Here is a 15,905-nt window from a genome sequence, read left to right on the forward strand (position 1 = left end):
CTGGCGTACAACGATGCCTCCAGGCAACCGACTTCACGCGCTAGAAGAAGCCCAGCTTCTGCGGTGAGTACGACACCAGAAGGTTCTTCGTCTGCTGGTAGTGCTCCAGCATCATCTTGTGGTTCTCGCGGCCGATGCCGGACTGCTTGTAACCACCGAACGCCGCATGCGCCGGATATGCGTGGTAGCAGTTCGTCCACACCCGGCCCGCCTGGATCGAACGGCCCGCGCGGTACGCCGTGTTGATGTCCCGCGTCCATACGCCGGCCCCCAGCCCGTACAACGTGTCGTTGGCGAGCTTGATGGCGTCGTCGAAGTCGGCGAACGACGTGACCGAGACGACCGGACCGAAGATCTCCTCCTGGAAGATCCGCATCCGGTTGTCGCCCTGGAAGATCGTCGGCTGGACGTAGTAGCCACCCGCCAACTCACCGTCGTACTCGATACGGTGTCCGCCCGTCAGCACCTTGGCGCCCTCCTGCTGGCCGATGTCCAGATAGGAGAGGATCTTCTCCAGCTGGTCGTTGGAGGCCTGGGCGCCGATCATCGTCTCGGTGTCCAGCGGGTGACCGGGCTTGATCTGCTCGGTGCGGGCGACCGCGGCGTCGAGGAACTCGCTGTAGTGGCCCTGCTGGACGAGCGCCCGGGACGGACAGGTGCACACCTCGCCCTGGTTGAGCGCGAACATCGTGAAGCCTTCGAGGGCCTTGTCACGGAAGTCGTCGTCCTGCGCCCATACGTCGTCGAAGAAGATGTTGGGTGACTTGCCGCCGAGTTCGAGCGTGACCGGCTTGATGTTCTCGGAGGCGTACTGCATGATCAACCGCCCCGTCGTGGTCTCCCCGGTGAAGGCGACCTTCGCCACGCGCGGGCTGGACGCGAGCGGCTTGCCCGCCTCGACCCCGAACCCGTTGACGATGTTCACGACGCCCGGCGGCAGCAGATCCGCGATCAGACTCATCCAGTAGTGGATCGACGCCGGTGTCTGCTCGGCGGGCTTGATGACGACCGCGTTGCCCGCGGCGAGCGCCGGGGCGAGCTTCCAAGTCGCCATCAGGATGGGGAAGTTCCACGGGATGATCTGCGCCACTACGCCCAGTGGCTCATGGAAGTGGTACGCGACGGTGTCGTCGTCCAGCTCGCCGAGCGAGCCCTCCTGCGCACGGATCGCTCCCGCGAAGTAGCGGAAGTGGTCGATGGCGAGGGGGATGTCGGCGGCCAGGGTCTCGCGGACCGGCTTGCCGTTCTCCCAGCTCTCCGCGACCGCCAGCTGCTCCAGGTTCGCCTCCATACGGTCGGCGATCTTGAGGAGGACGTCGGCGCGTGCGGTCACCGAGGCGCGGCCCCAGGCGGGGGCGGCTGCGTGCGCCGCGTCCAGCGCGCGCTCCACGTCCTCAGCCGTGCCCCGAGCGATCTCGGTGAACGGCTGACCGTTCACCGGACTCGGGTTCTCGAAGTACTGCCCGCGGGCCGGCGGCACGTACTCTCCGCCGATGAAGTGGTCGTAGCGCGCCTGGTAGGAGACGATCGCGCCGTCGGTGCCGGGCGCTGCGTAACGGGTCATGCTGTTCTGCCTCCCAGGGAAGGGCCGTCCGCCGTTGGGCGGCTCTGGGCGCGAGCGTAGGAGTGGAGAGGTTGCAGGTACGTTGCGTGGGCGGTGGCCGTCAGTGTCCTGCCCACCCGTGCGGCGCCGACTGCTCGTCCTCCAGCTCCTTCAGACGAGCTTGTACGGGCGCCGTCCGGCGTACCGCGGCGAGCGTCCGCCATACGTCGAGGTCGTCCTCGCCCCACGGCGCGTGGGCCCAGTCCGCCAGCAGGTCCGGGTCGCGGCGGGCGACGAGCGCCGCGCGCAGCCCGTCGGCGAGCCTTCGGCGCAGCCGCACCACCGCCGGCGCCTGCGAGCCTGGCAGCAGCGGACCCGTGTACGCCCTCGCCGCCGCCGTGACCGCACCGGCGCTGAGCGTACGCTCCACGACCGCCACGTCGGACTCCACGGGAACCGTCAGCCGGTAAGGCCGCGAGCCGAGCAGCCCCGCGCCCAGGAGACGCCGCAACCGGGCCAGTTCCGCACGCAACGTCACCGGCGTCACCGACTCGTCCTCGTACAGCGCGCACAGCAGCTCGTCGCCGGTCAGCCCCTCTGGGTGCCTGGACAGGAGCACCACGATCTCACTGTGCCTGCGGCTCAGGCGCAGCTTGCGGCCGCCAGCCAGGACCAGCGCCTCGTCACGGCCCAGCGCGGTCAGCCTGAGCGCGTCGGTGGTGGCCGGGGCCGGGTCCAGCAACGCCAGTTGGGACTCCGCCGCTCGGGCCACCGCCTGCACGAAACCCAGGCTGTGCGGATGCGCGAGCCCGTCCCCACCGGTGATGTCGACCGCACCCAGCAGCCTCCCGGTGCGCGGATCGTGCACGGGAGCGGCCGCGCACGTCCACGGCTGGACCTGCCGGATGAAGTGCTCGGCCGCGAAGACCTGCACCGGCCGGTCGAGAGCCACCGCCGTACCCGGGGCGTTGGTGCCGACCGCCGACTCCGCCCAGCGCGCGCCCGGTACGAAGTTCATCGCGTCCGCCCTCTGCCGGGTCCCCGAATGGCCCTCGACCCACAGGAGCCTGCCCTGCGCGTCGCACACCGCGAGGAGGTGCTCGCCGTCCGCCGCGAACGTGCCCATGAGTTCACGGAACAGCGGCATCACTTGGGACAGCGGGTGCTCCGCACGGTAGGAGCCCAGGTCACCGTCGGTGAGCTCCACGCATGCGGTGCCGTCCGGTCCGACACCGGCCCGCGCCGAGCGCCGCCACGAGTCGGCCACCACGGAACGTACCGGCCGCGATACCGTGCCCGCCTCCGTGAACGTCTCGTGGGCGCGGCGGAGCACCCGCACCCTCTCTACGGGATCGGTCCCCGGTTCCAGGGCCACCCATGGATCGGTCAACTCGGGCCTCCCCGGAAGGCGATGCGGCTGGGGACATCGTTACTCCGGTGGGGAGCGGGGACAAGCGTCGCGGCGATGCCTGGTGCGGGCCCGCCACGACCGGCGGCTCTTTCGGCCCTTTCATGGGCTCGTCGGTCAGGCGGAGCTGACCAGCTTTATGTACCGCTCCCAGTCCCAGTTCGGCCCTGGATCGGTATGGTCCGAGCCCGGTACTTCATAGTGGGCGATGATGTGCGCGCGGTCCTTCGGGATGCCGTACTTGGTGCAGATCGCCGAGGTCAGCTTCGCCGACTCTCCGTACATGGCGTCGGTGAAGTATGCGGGCTTGTCCACCCAGCCCTCGTGCTCGATACCGATGCTGCGTGTGTTGTAGTCCCAGTTGCCCGCGTGCCAGGCGATGTCGTGCTCCCGCATCATCTGTACGACATGGCCGTCGGCCGACCGCACGACGTAGTGCGCGGACACCTGCTTCTTCGGGTTCTGGAAGATGCGCAGGGTGTTCGCATAGGTCGCCTGCGTCACGTGAATGATCACGAAGTCGACGGGATGGCTCGTCGGACGGTCGGATGCCGTGTAGTTGGACGCGCTCGCCGGGACCCATTCGGCCGGCGGGTAATCGAATGCCTGTGTCTTCGCGCCGGCTCGTGTACTGGGCAGTAAGGCGGTGGAGAGTGTGGCGAGGGCTGCGCTCTGGAGGATGCGCCGCCTGCTGGGAAGCGGCCTGGGCCAGAAGCCGGCTCGGTTCAAGGAGGAACTGCCTCTCGGTGGAAGTGGTGATGTGCTCGGGTGATCCGAGGCGACGCGGTCGCGCCGCGAGCGGCGAAATACGCGGGGGGGGGGGGGACGTGCTGTGGTCGGCGCCGAAGTGCAGGGCCGGACGAAGGGCCGGGCTCAACGTCCCTCAACGCCCCAGCGTCGCCGCCGTTTCGCGCAGTCGTGCGTGCAGCCCGCGATGTGTCTCGCGCTGGGGCAGCCACTCCTTGCGGAGCTTGGCCACGCACGTGTAGTTGGTGTCGCAGACGTTGGCGAGCGGAGACTCGACGGCCTGGGTCGCGAACTGGTAGGCGTCCAGCTCGCTGAACCCGTAGTCCCGCGCCAGCCACTGCACCAGGTCGAGCTGGGATATCCGGAACGCGTCCTCCAAAGGGCGAGCCGAACCGGTCGAGATGATGTGGGTGTCGGACTCGAGCCGGGGCCAGGGTGTGGCCACCCCCTTGAGCAGCTCGACGATCACCACCGTGTTCATCGCGCACTCGACGGCGACTCCACAGCTCTCGCCCTCACCCTGCCGAGCGTGCCCGTCGCCCAGGCTGAGCAGCGCGCCCTCGACGTTCACTCCGAGATAGCAGGTGACACCGGCTCGCATCTCCGGCGTGTCCATGTTCCCGCCGTGCGCGTCGGGCACCAGGGCGGAGCGCACCTCCAGGTTGGCGGGCGCCACTCCCACCGTCCCGTGCATGGGGTCCAGGGGCAGTTCGACTTTGATGTCGCTGTCCCGCGCGCTGAACAGCGCGGTTCGCCTGGCCAGGTCGAGCTGCCAGATCCACACGGTTTCCGGCAACGGCGGTTGCAGCGTGGCCGTGGTGTGCGTGGATGTCAGTGCCCCGAACAGGGGGACCGTCGTCGACGCGGCCCAGTCGCGGGCTGGTTCGATCGACACGAAATGCACCGCGACCGTGTCGCCGGGCTCCGCGCCTTCCACATGGAACGGCCCTGTCTGCGGATTGAGGAACGGGAACTCGCACACCTCGGACACCAGGTCCTTCTCGGACCGCACACGTCCGGCGAAACAGTCCTCGGTATACAGGTCGAGAACCGTGCCCGGCGCGATCCGCGCCACGGGCGGCGCACCGCCGAACGTCCACGCGTACTCGCCCGGTTCTGGGCGCACTGTCAAGATCCGTGGGTCGCTCATGGCTGCACAGCTCCGTTCTGGCTCCGCAGCAGCACCAGTTCTGACATGTGAATCCCCCGATCCCCCCGGTCCTTGGACACGCGGTCCATGGACTTGCCTCTGCCGCCCTGACAGCGGCGCCTCGCGTGAATTACGGTACGGCGCTTGCCGGTTGAGGCGGAAGTGGGTCAGCCAGATCCGTGGACAACACTGTAAATGTGGATAACTCGGTAACCCGTAAGAGTGATTGACGCAGGGGATACGGTCGCGGGATATCGCCGGAAGAGCTCGCGACGCCGGGGGAGGAGGAGTGAGCCGCGGCCCTATGTCCCGCCTCCCACCGCCGCCGGATCATCGAGCACCGCCCGCACCACCGAGTGCGCGGCGCCCAGCAGCGGACCCTCAGGCCCGAGCCGGGAGACGAACACCGCGCACGCAGGGCCGGCCGTGCGCCGTGCCAACTCCCGTTCCAGCGACGGCAGCAGCCAGGGCGCGAGCTCGGACAGGGCCCCGCCCAGCACCACGGCCTCAGGGTCCAGCAGATTGACCGCGCCGGTCAGCGCGATGCCCAGCGCGGTCCCGGCGCCGCGCAGAGCCCGTCGCACGTCCTGGTCATCCTGCGCGGCGCGCTCGGCCAGCAGTCCGACGCGGTCCTCGCCCGGTTCCAGGCCGGCCGCGTGCAGCACGGCCTCCTCGCCCGCGTACTGCTCGAGACAGCCCCGCCCACCACACGCACATGCCGGCCCGTCGGGACGTACCGGCACATGCCCCAACTCACCCGCGAACCCGTGCCTGCCGCGCAGCAGCCGGCCGTCCACGACCACGGCCCCGCCGATGCCGATTTCCGCGGAGACATGCAGAAAGTCACGCGGTGCCGCCTCGTTGAGCCAGAGTTCGGCGAGACCCCCGAAGTTCGCCTCGTTGTCGACCGTCAGCGGGAGCTCGCCGGGCAGCAGTGCCCCGAGGTCCGTGTCCTGCCAGTCGAGGTTGGGGGCACGGACCACGGTCCGGGCGTCGCGGGCCACCAGGCCGGGCACGGCGACGGCGAGACCCGCGGGCCACAGGCCTTCACGGTCCGCCTCGGCGACGACCTGGCGTACCAGCGCGGTCAGTTCCCTCAGTACCGGCTCGGGTGACCGGCCGCGGTTGGCGCCGTGCCGGACCGCCCGTGCCCGCACCTTGCCGCGCAGGTCCACCGCGCACACGGCGAGATGGTCGACGCCGACTTCCGCGCCGATCCCGGCGGGACCGTGCCCGCTGACGGCCAGCGCCGAGCCGGGCCGCCCCACCCGTCCTGGCCGCTCCGGGCCCAGCTCTTCGAGGAGCCCCGAGCGGATCAGCTCGTCCACGAGGGTGGAGACGGCCGCCCGGGTCAGCCCGATGCGGGAGGCGACGGCGGCACGGGACAGCGGCCCCTCGGCGTTGACGGTGTGCATCACGCGGGAGAGGTTGCGGCGGCGCATGCCCTGCTGGGTGTCGGGCAGGCGGCGTCCGGGACTGCTGGGGTGGGCCTCGTGCAGCGGTGCGGTCATGCCTCCGTCAGTCCTCGTCCGGTGGGCCCCATAAGGGCTGTCCTGGTCAGTGCGGGGCCGCGCCCGCAGGGGTTTCGTCAGTGCCCGTCCGATTGGCGCTCCAGCAGCGGGGCCGCGTCGGAGAGTACCCCGGCGATTCGTGCGAGCGCCGCCTCGTCCCGCTCCACGGCATCGAGCACCGGTCCGCGCGCTGTGTCCCAGCGCCGGGCCACCGCCGCCGCGTCCTCGCCGGTCAGCACTCCCGCGGCCTGCGCGGCGGCGCCGAGTGCGACCAGTTCCTTGGCCTCGGGTACCTGAACGGGGCGTCCCGACAGGCGGCGCACGGTCTGCTGCCAGGCCGTTCCGCGAGCGCCCCCGCCGATGAGCAGGATCGGAGCCGAGCGGTCCGTGTCCGCGTCGAGCACCAGGTCGAGAGCGCCCAGCAGTGAGTGGACCGCGCCGTCGTACGCGGCCTGCAGCAGCTGCCCGGGCGTTGTGTCGTGGCGCAGTCCGTGCAGCAGCCCCGAGGCGTGCGGCAGGTCCGGAGTGCGCTCGCCGTCCAGGTAGGGGAGCAGGGTCACGTTCGTGCCCGGCTCGACGGCCTCGCGGTCGATGCCCAGCAGGGTGGCGACGCGGTCCACGGCGAGCGTGCAGTTGAGGGTGCAGGCCAGCGGCAGCCAGTCGCCGCGCGCGTCGGCGAAGCCCGCCACGGTCCCGGTCGGGTCGGTGGGCCGTCGGGTCGAGACCGCGTACACCGTGCCGGACGTGCCGAGGCTGAGCACCGCGGTGCCCGGGCGCAGCCCGAGTCCGAGCGCGGCGGCGGCGTTGTCCCCGGTGCCCGGTGCGACCAGCGTGCCTTTGGAGAAGGGCAGGTCGCCGCTGTCGCGTACGGTCCCGACCACCTCACCGGGTCGGACGACCCGGGGCAGCAGGGCCGGGTCGAGCCCCACGTGGCGGAGGATCTCCTCGTCGTACGTCTCGGTCCCGGACGCCCACCAACCCGTACCGGACGCATCACCCCGGTCGGTCGTGCCCAGCCCCGTCAGGCGCTCGGTGAGGTAGTCGTGGGGCAGCCGCACGGCCGCGGTCGCACGGACAGCCTCGGGCTCGTGCTCGGCGAGCCACGCCCACTTCGTGACCGTGAAGGACGGGCCCGGCACGCTGCCCGTGCGCTCGGCCCAGGCCTTCGGGCCGCCCATTTCGTCCACCAGGCGGCGGGCCTGCGGCGCCGACCGCACGTCGTTCCACAGCAGGGCAGGGCGTACCGGAACGCCCTGGGCGTCGAGCGTGACGAGTCCGTGCTGCTGGCCGCCCACGGACACCGCCGCGGCCTCCCGCGCCGCGTCGCCGCACTGGTGCAGCGCCTCGCACAGCGCGTCCCACCACTGCCGTGGATCGCTTTCGCGACCCGCCCCGGAAGAGACGGTGTGCGGTGCCTGTCCGCTCGCCACCACCTCTCCGGTGGCCGCGTCCACGACCAGTGCTTTGGTGGACTGGGTGGACGTGTCCACGCCGACGACGAGCGGACCCTCGGCTGCTGACATCGGGCTCTCCCTCTTTTCCGCGGCTCCGCGGGGTACGGCCGGTTTCAGGGTGCCCGGACCGACACGGCCCGGGTTTCACACCTCGTCTCTTCCCAGAGATGCCTCCGCATACTAATTTGTTAAGCGCCATGACGAAATAGTCGGAGCGAACAAGGAGCCGCGGCATGAACTACCAGCCCACCCCCGAGGACAGGTTCACCTTCGGCTTGTGGACCGTCGGCTGGCAGGGAAGGGACCCGTTCGGCGACGCCACCCGGCGCGCCCTGGACCCGGTCGAGTCGGTGCAGCGCCTGTCGGAACTGGGTGCCTACGGAGTGACCTTCCACGACGACGACCTGATCCCCTTCGGATCCTCGGACACCGAGCGCGAGTCGCACATCAAGCGCTTCCGCCAGGCGCTCGACACGACCGGCATGACCGTGCCGATGGCCACCACGAACCTGTTCACGCACCCCGTCTTCAAGGACGGCGCGTTCACCGCCAACGACCGGGACGTGCGCCGCTACGCGCTGCGCAAGACGATCCGCAACATCGACCTCGCGGTTGAACTGGGCGCGCAGATCTACGTCGCCTGGGGTGGCCGGGAAGGTGCCGAGTCCGGCGGCGCCAAGGACGTACGCGTCGCACTCGACCGCATGAAGGAGGCCTTCGACCTCCTCGGCGAGTACGTGACCTCCCAGGGGTACGACCTGCGCTTCGCGATCGAGCCCAAGCCGAACGAGCCCCGGGGCGACATCCTCCTGCCGACGGTCGGCCACGCGCTGGCGTTCATCGAGCGCCTGGAGCGGCCGGAGCTGTACGGCGTCAACCCCGAAGTCGGCCACGAGCAGATGGCCGGGCTGAACTTCCCGCACGGCATCGCCCAGGCCCTGTGGGCGGGCAAGCTCTTCCACATCGACCTCAACGGCCAGTCCGGCATCAAGTACGACCAGGACCTGCGCTTCGGAGCGGGTGATCTGCGGGCGGCGTTCTGGCTGGTGGATCTCCTGGAGCGCGCCGGTTACGCGGGGCCGAAGCACTTCGACTTCAAGCCGCCGCGGACCGAGGACCTCGACGGTGTGTGGGCGTCGGCCGCGGGCTGCATGCGCAACTACCTCATCCTGAAGGAGCGTTCGGCCGCTTTCCGCGCCGACCCGGAGGTCCAGGAGGCCCTGCGCGCCTCGCGCCTGGACGAACTGGCACAGCCCACCGCCGCGGACGGCCTGCAGGCGCTGCTCGCCGACCGTGCGGCCTTCGAGGAGTTCGACGTGGAGGTGGCTGCCGCGCGCGGGATGGCGTTCGAGCGCCTGGACCAGCTGGCCATGGACCATCTGCTGGGCGCGCGGGGCTGATCGGCCTCAACTGGTGAGACCCTGCGCGGAATTCTCCGGAATCGTGCGATCCATGCCATGAGTCCGTATCAAGTTCCGCGCAGGGGTCGCATCATGACCGGTTCGAGGCGACTCTTGACGGTATGGCCATGCCGCCCTTACCGCCCCAGCCTCCTCGGCCACCGGACGACACGCCGCCTCCGGGCAACGGCGGCTTCGGCCCGCCTCCCGGAGGCTTCGGCCCGCCCCCCGAGGGCTATGGCCCACCTCCCGGGGGATACGGCCCGCCTCCCGGAGGCGATGGTCCGCCATGGCAGGGCGGCGGAGGCTGGCAGCCACCGCCGCCTCCTGGATCACCCGGCGGTCCGGGAAGGCGCCGCAACGCGCTCTTCGTTCTGCTAGCCGTGATCGTGGCGGTGGGGGTCGTCGCCGCGGTGGTACTGGTGGCCACCAGCGACGACGGCTCGTCGGGCAAGAAATCGCCCGCAGGGAGCAGCGGCACCACAGGGCGTACCCCCACGCCGTCGCTGAGCATCCCGTCGCAGGTGCCCAGCGAACTGCCCTCCCTGCCCTCCGACGTGCCGTCCGATCTGCCGAGTGGTCTGCCCAGCGGCCTGCCCAGTGACCTGGAGTCACTGCTCCCGTCTCCCGCGGGAGACGAAGTGCCGTACTACATGCTGAAGACCGGTGACTGCTTCAACGTCGACGGCAGCAAGCCGGGCCAGGCGGCAAAGCGGTCGTGCCGTACGGCGCATGATGCTGAAGTCGTGAAAGTGACCGAGCTGGAAGGCACTTACACGACCGATGCCGCCCTCAAGAAGGCGGCATCGGAGCTGTGCGAGAAGCCTCTGCAGGACAAGGCGGTCAAGCAACCGGCCGGGACCGTGCGCGGCACCTTGGTGCAGTATCCGGACTCCACCGGCTTCAAGCTCGGCATCGACAACGTCGCGTGCAGTCTGGCCGCGGACCCCGCCGGGAACCGCAAGCTCACCAAGCCGTTGACGTGAGCCACGCGCGCGTGCCGTACGAACGTGAGCTACGCGCGTGTGCCGCATGAAAACGCTGAGCGGAACCAGACGTTCAGATCCCGCGCGGGAGCCGTACGTACGTCACCGTCGTCTCGATCCCACTGTCCACCAGGCGTCCCTGTGCGTCGAACGCGCCCGCGCCGTCCGTCATCCCGAAGTCGTTGTCGTTGATGAGGGCGAGTATGTCGTGATCCACGCGCGCGATGCCCTCGATCTTCCCGGGCACTCCCTCGACCCTGCCGAGGTCGACAACGAGGCGCTTGTGCAGCACGGGAACACCAGCGGCGGCAGGGTCGTCGATCTGCTCCAGAGACGGGGACGTGGTGTCGTCGTCCCACTTGTCACCGAGGATGTCCGCGCCGTGGCTCAGCTTCACGACATGCAACCTGGCGGCCTTGTCGGTGCGCTCCTCGACGAGGAGCCGGTCACGGCCGACGGCGACCACGGAGGAGATCTTCAGCTCGGACGTGTCGTCCTCGCTCGGATCGACCACGTTCACCGGGTCGAAGCGGTACGCGTACTCGGCGGTGACAGCCATCTTCTTCGGCGAGAAGCGCAGGAAGCGCGTCGTGAGCGAGGCCTCACCCGCATCCTTGTCCGGTACGGACAGCGGGCTCTGCACGGCCATCACCAGGTCACCGCCCGGAAGTTGAGCGAGACCCTCGAAGCCCCGGTTGACCTTCCGGTGCAGCAGGATCGAGGGCAGCGCCTCGACCACCGGGTAGTCCGTGCCGGTCAGGTTCAGCCCCTCGGGCACGTAACGGGTGAGCACGCTCCCGCGCGCGGAGACATGGATCAGGGAAGGCCCGTACTCGTCCACGAGCCAGAAGCTGCCGTCCTTGGCGCGCACGATGCCCTCGGTGTCCACACCGTTCGGGTTGTACGAGAGCGGCGTCTTCGCGTCGTACGAGTACGGCGCCTCGTCGCGCCCCTTCTGGTTGGACAGACCGGTGACGGGCTGCCCGGAGGAGGTGGTGATCGGGATCGCGTCCAGCACCCTGACGGTGTCCCCGGACGCGCGGATCTTCACGATGGCCGGATCGAAGCCGGGCACGGGGAACGTACGGCGCTTCGTGCCGTCCACCGTGATCTGGCCGTTGGGACCGCGATCGGTGACCGTCCAGAACTCGCCCTTGCGGTCGGCCGGATACATGTCGCTACCGATGCCACCGAGGTCCACACCGCGGTCATTGCCCACTGTGCCCGGCAGCAGAGCGTTGCTGAACACGCCGAGCGGGGTGTCGCCGAGCGTCGCGGTTCCCGTGACACGCGGGTCCCCGGAGGGGGCACCGACAGCCGGGCCTGCCACCGCGAACGCGGCCAGCACGGCGAGCGGCAGGCCCGCGGCGACGGAACGGTGAACGCGGCGCCGACCGACGGCATGCGGGGACATCGGGCCTCCTGAGGCACAAGTTCGTGGACAGCGGCCAGATTTCGCCCCCGTCCCGAACGTCGTACGGCCGACAGATGAACGCCGCGCGTCAACCACTCATCCGATGGGCGGCGTCAGGGTCATTCGTCTCCTTCCGCCAGGGCCAGGGCCAGGGCCGTCGCCGGATCCTGGGCGGCCGGGCCCGCGGGAGCCCATCGCCCCCGTTCCTTGCGATACGGCCACCAGCGGCCGTCGAGCCCCAGTCGCAGCTGTGCCGGCCTGCCGACGGCGGTCCAGCGATTGCGGGACGTGCGCAGCTGCGGCCGCTCGTCCTCCTCCCAGGCCGACTCGAGAGCGGCACGCGCGCGTGCGAGTGTTTCCGCCCCCACCGTCCACTCGGCCTCCAGCACGTCGAGCGCGGCCACACCTCCGTGTTCCCAGGCGCGGACGGCGAGCGTCAGCCCCTCGCGGTCGCGGTCCGACCCTTCGGCGAGCCGTTCGGTCACAGGTGCCTCAGGGGTGCCCGCGGCCAGCCGTACGGCGTCCTGCGCGACCGTCAACTCCTCCTGCACAGGATGCTGTTCGTGCCCGGGCCTGAGCGCCTCGGCGAGCAGCCGGTGCGCCTCACGGGCCGTCTGCGTCGCCAGGAACTCCAGAGCGGTCGGGTCGATCCCGGGCGCGGGGCCCGCTTCCGTGTCCAGCGAGGGCGGCTGTCCCGGACTCCCGGGCAGGGGAGGCGTGGCGGGCAGCGTGGGCAGGATGTCCACCGCCGCGTACGCCTCGGCCGCGTCCACGCCCTCGTGCGGCTCATCCTGCACGGGGGCCGCTTCGGCCCGCGGGGCACTGCGCGCCTGCAACTCGTCCAGCAGCTCGCGCTCGCCACGACCGCGCATCAGCAGCAGCACGAACGGGTCCTGGTCCAGCAGCCGTGCCACCTGGTAGCACAACGCCGCGGTGTGGCCGCAGTGGTCCCACCCGCCACAGCCGCATTCCGGCTCCAGATCACCCAGGCCCGGCAGGAGTTCGACACCGGCGGCTGCCGCGTCCTCGACCAGATGCGGCGGCATCTCACGGTCGAGCAGCGCCGCGATGTGCCCGGCCCGTTCCACGGCCATGTCCAGGAACTGGTCCCACTGGTCCTCGGACAGTTGCTGGAGCAGTACATCGGCGCGGTGCGGAGTGCGGTCGCGGTCCTGAACAACCGCGGTGATGCGCCCGGGGCGCACCGACACGGCTCCCACGGTTCCCGCGCGCGCGAGCCGGCGACCTGTCCTCACCTGCTCCGAATCGAGCGCGGCGTCCTCCAGCGCCTTCAGCCAGGCCTGCCCCCACCACGTCTGCGCGAAGCCTCGCCCGTGCGCGGGCGGCAGCGCGGCGAAGGTGCGCTCCTGGGTCTCGTCGTGCGGGTCGTTCATCGCGCGCCTCCTCGCAGCTCCACCAGGTCGGCCAGTTCGGTGTCGGTCAGTTCGGTGAGCGCCGACTCCCCGGAGCCGAGCACCGAGTCCGCCAACTCCCGCTTGCGCAGCAGCATGTCCGCGATGCGGTCCTCGATCGTCCCCTCGGCGATCAGCCGGTGCACCTGCACCGGCTGGGTCTGGCCGATGCGGTACGCACGATCGGTGGCCTGTGCTTCGACGGCCGGGTTCCACCAGCGGTCGTAGTGCACGACGTGCTCGGCCCGTGTCAGGTTCAGACCGGTGCCCGCGGCCTTCAACGACAACAAGAAGACAGGCACTTCGCCCTCCTGGAAGCGCTCCACCATGGCTTCCCGCTCGGCGACCGGCGTGCCGCCGTGCAGGAATTGAGACGGCACGCCACGCGCCGCCAAGTGGCGCTCGATCAGCCGCGCCATCCGCACGTACTGCGTGAAGACCAGAACACTCGCTCCCTCGGAGAGGATGGTGTCGAGCAGCTCGTCCAGCAGCTCCAGCTTTCCGGAGCGGCCCGCGATTTTCGGGCTCTCCTCCTTGAGGAACTGCGCCGGGTGATTGCAGATCTGCTTCAGCCCGGTGAGCAGCTTCACGATCAGGCCGCGACGCGCCATGCTGTCGGCGCCGGAAATCTCCGCGAGCGTCTCGCGGACCACCGCCTCGTACAGACCCGCCTGTTCCTTGGTGAGCGACACGGCACGGTCGGTCTCGGTCTTCGGCGGCAGCTCGGGCGCGATGCCCGGGTCCGACTTGCGACGGCGCAACAGGAACGGCCGTACGAGCTCGGCGAGTCGATCCGCCGCCGCTGGATCCTGGCCGCTCTCGACGGCCTGCGCGTGCCGGCTGCGGAATGTGCCGAGCCTGCCCAGCAGTCCCGGAGTCGTCCAGTCGAGAATCGCCCACAGCTCGGAGAGATTGTTCTCCACCGGAGTTCCGGTGAGCGCCACGCGCGCGCGTGCGCCGATCGTCCGCAGCCGGCGTGCCGTGTCCGAGTACGGGTTCTTCACGTGCTGTGCCTCGTCCGCGACGACCATGCCCCACGACGCTCCGGCCAGACGCTGCGCGTCGAGACGCATCGTGCCGTATGTCGTGAGCACGAACTCACCGTCGGCCAGCGCCTCCAGGCTCCGCCGCGGCCCATGAAAACGGCGCACGGGGGTGCCCGGAGCGAACCTCTCGATCTCGCGCTGCCAGTTGCCCATCAGGGACGTCGGGCAGACGACGAGCGTGGGGCCCGCTGCCGACTCGTCGGTCTGCCGGTGCAGATGCAGGGCGATCAACGTGATGGTCTTGCCCAGGCCCATGTCGTCGGCCAGACAGCCGCCCAGTCCCAACGAGGTCATCCGAGCGAGCCAGTTGAGGCCACGCAGCTGGTAGTCACGCAAAGTCGCGGCGAGCGCGGCGGGCTGCCCGACCGGCTCCTGCCCCTCCGGGTCAGCGAGCCGCTCCCGCAGCGTCGCCAGCCACCCCGTGGGCCGTACGTCGACCAGGCGGCCGTCGACCTCCGTGGAGCCCGTCAGAGCGGCGCTCAGCGCGTCGATGGGCGTGAGCTTGCGATCCTGCTCGGCACGGGCGCGGCGCACCTCCCGCGGGTCGACGAGCACCCACTGGTCGCGCAGGCGCACCATGGGGCGGTTCGCCTCGGCGAGCCGGTCCAGCTCCTGCCGCGTCAGCTGCTGATCACCCAGGGCGAATGACCAGTTGAAGGCCAGCAGCGCGTCGGCCGACAGGAACGACGGGGTGTCCGACGACAGCCTGCCCGGGTTCTGCTCCTCATCCGGCGGTCCGATGACCGCACGGGCCGTCAGCCTGCCCGCCAGCTCCTTGGGCCAGTGCACCTCCACCCCGGCAGCCGCGAGCGTCCGCGCACCTTCGCCGAGAAGCTCGGTGACCTCCTCGTCCGCGAGTTCGACCGCGTCGGGCACGGCCGCCGACAGCAGGGGCGTGAGCGGAGCCCAGGCCCGGGCCGCGCGGCGCAGCGCGAGCAGCGCGTCCAGTCGCGCACGCGGGCCGAAGGCCGGGCCCGACGCGCCCGTCCCGGCCCAGACCTCGGCGGCGTCCGCGATCAGAGCGGGATCACTCACACTGTGCAGCTGGAGCACCGAACGGAAGGGCAGCCGAGTCCCGTCCGACACGGCCGAGGCGAGGCCCGGCACCTCGATGCGCAGCGAGATCCGTACGCCCGCGTCGTGTCCCGCGGCGACGTCGACGGCCCACGCGCGCTGCTCGGGAATGTGCTGTGGTGCGGGGGCCGCGAAGGCAGGACCGCCCGTTGCGAGCGACGCCGCAGTGGACCGGGGGAGCGTGTCGGCGACCGCGTCGAGGAAGGCCCGCACCAGCCGCTCCGGGTCCGGCAGGCGCAGCGGCTCGGTCTCGTCGACCGGTATCGCGTGCGCATCCGGTGGCATGGCGGCGGCGAGTTCGCGAATCCGCTCCACGTCCGCCGCCCGGAGTGGACCCGCACGCCACGCGTCATGGTCTCCGGCGCTCAGACCGGGCAACAGCAGTCCACGTGCGGCGAATTGGAGCGCGAGCACGGCCGCCGCGCCCCAGAAGGCAGCCGCTCTGTGTGCGTACGCGGCGGCACGCGCGCGCGTGAGGACCGGCAGCGCCGCTCGTACCGGCAGCAGCACCGCAGACACGGTCACCAGTTCGACACCGTCCTCGCAGGGCAGGACGACGGTCAGCTCCTCGACGGAGCCGGATCCCACGGCGGGAGGATCATCGCCGTCGGGGCGCCAGAAAGCGATGCTGCCGGTGCGGGCCGGTTCGGCGGCCACGAACACGGCGCAGCAGCGGGCCAGTTCGGAGATCTCGAAGGGGGTTGGCGCAGGAATTCTCTGCACAGCGATAGCTTATTCCTCAAATTTGACTACCAGAGAG

At 70.5% G+C, this 15,905-nt stretch carries 11 protein-coding genes; 2 read left to right on the forward strand and 9 right to left on the reverse strand.

The window, feature by feature from the left end; translation table 11 throughout:
* Positions 1–40: 40 nt before the first annotated feature.
* The 6 genes from exaC to xylB form a co-directional block, all read right to left on the reverse strand.
* Positions 41–1,564: an acetaldehyde dehydrogenase ExaC gene (gene exaC / locus G5C60_RS01615; RefSeq protein WP_165254322.1), complete on the reverse strand. Its 1,524-nt coding sequence runs from the start codon at positions 1,562–1,564 to the stop codon at positions 41–43.
* A 100-nt stretch (positions 1,565–1,664) separates the two neighbouring features.
* Positions 1,665–2,933, reverse strand: coding sequence for a GAF domain-containing protein (locus tag G5C60_RS01620; RefSeq protein WP_165254323.1), 1,269 nt, complete (start codon positions 2,931–2,933; stop codon positions 1,665–1,667).
* Positions 2,934–3,068: 135 nt separating this feature from the next.
* Positions 3,069–3,680: an N-acetylmuramoyl-L-alanine amidase gene (locus G5C60_RS01625; RefSeq protein WP_165254324.1), complete on the reverse strand. Its 612-nt coding sequence runs from the start codon at positions 3,678–3,680 to the stop codon at positions 3,069–3,071.
* 154 nt (positions 3,681–3,834) lie between these two features.
* Positions 3,835–4,848, reverse strand: a complete 1,014-nt coding sequence (locus G5C60_RS01630) for an acetamidase/formamidase family protein (protein ID WP_165254325.1) — start codon at positions 4,846–4,848, stop codon at positions 3,835–3,837.
* A gap of 302 nt (positions 4,849–5,150) precedes the next feature.
* Complete coding sequence (locus G5C60_RS01635) at positions 5,151–6,359, reverse strand: ROK family transcriptional regulator (protein ID WP_165254326.1); 1,209 nt, start codon at positions 6,357–6,359, stop codon at positions 5,151–5,153.
* A 77-nt stretch (positions 6,360–6,436) separates the two neighbouring features.
* Positions 6,437–7,882, reverse strand: a complete 1,446-nt coding sequence (gene xylB, locus G5C60_RS01640) for a xylulokinase (protein WP_165254327.1) — start codon at positions 7,880–7,882, stop codon at positions 6,437–6,439.
* 164 nt (positions 7,883–8,046) lie between these two features.
* On the opposite strand from xylB, the gene xylA reads away from it, so the two are divergent.
* The gene (gene xylA, locus G5C60_RS01645) at positions 8,047–9,213 is read left to right on the forward strand and encodes a xylose isomerase (RefSeq protein ID WP_165254328.1); all 1,167 of its coding nucleotides are present in this window, start codon (positions 8,047–8,049) and stop codon (positions 9,211–9,213) included.
* A gap of 383 nt (positions 9,214–9,596) precedes the next feature.
* Positions 9,597–10,199 carry a hypothetical protein gene (locus G5C60_RS51420; protein ID WP_241266409.1) on the forward strand — a complete coding sequence of 201 codons (603 nt, stop codon included), beginning with the start codon at positions 9,597–9,599 and terminating at the stop codon, positions 10,197–10,199.
* A gap of 73 nt (positions 10,200–10,272) precedes the next feature.
* Here G5C60_RS51420 and G5C60_RS01655 read toward each other — a convergent pair whose 3' ends face one another.
* The 3 genes from G5C60_RS01655 to G5C60_RS01665 form a co-directional block, all read right to left on the reverse strand.
* Positions 10,273–11,613: an esterase-like activity of phytase family protein gene (locus G5C60_RS01655; protein WP_165254329.1), complete on the reverse strand. Its 1,341-nt coding sequence runs from the start codon at positions 11,611–11,613 to the stop codon at positions 10,273–10,275.
* A 119-nt stretch (positions 11,614–11,732) separates the two neighbouring features.
* A complete protein-coding gene (locus G5C60_RS01660) occupies positions 11,733–13,007 on the reverse strand; it encodes an SWIM zinc finger family protein (protein WP_165254330.1) in 1,275 nt (424 codons plus the stop codon).
* Positions 13,004–15,868, reverse strand: coding sequence for an SNF2-related protein (locus tag G5C60_RS01665; RefSeq protein WP_165254331.1), 2,865 nt, complete (start codon positions 15,866–15,868; stop codon positions 13,004–13,006). The genes G5C60_RS01660 and G5C60_RS01665 overlap by 4 nt, the downstream gene beginning before the upstream one ends.
* Between the last annotated feature and the right edge of the window lie 37 nt (positions 15,869–15,905).

Source organism: Streptomyces scabichelini (genome assembly GCF_011045015.1).
GTDB lineage: Bacteria > Actinomycetota > Actinomycetes > Streptomycetales > Streptomycetaceae > Streptomyces > Streptomyces scabichelini.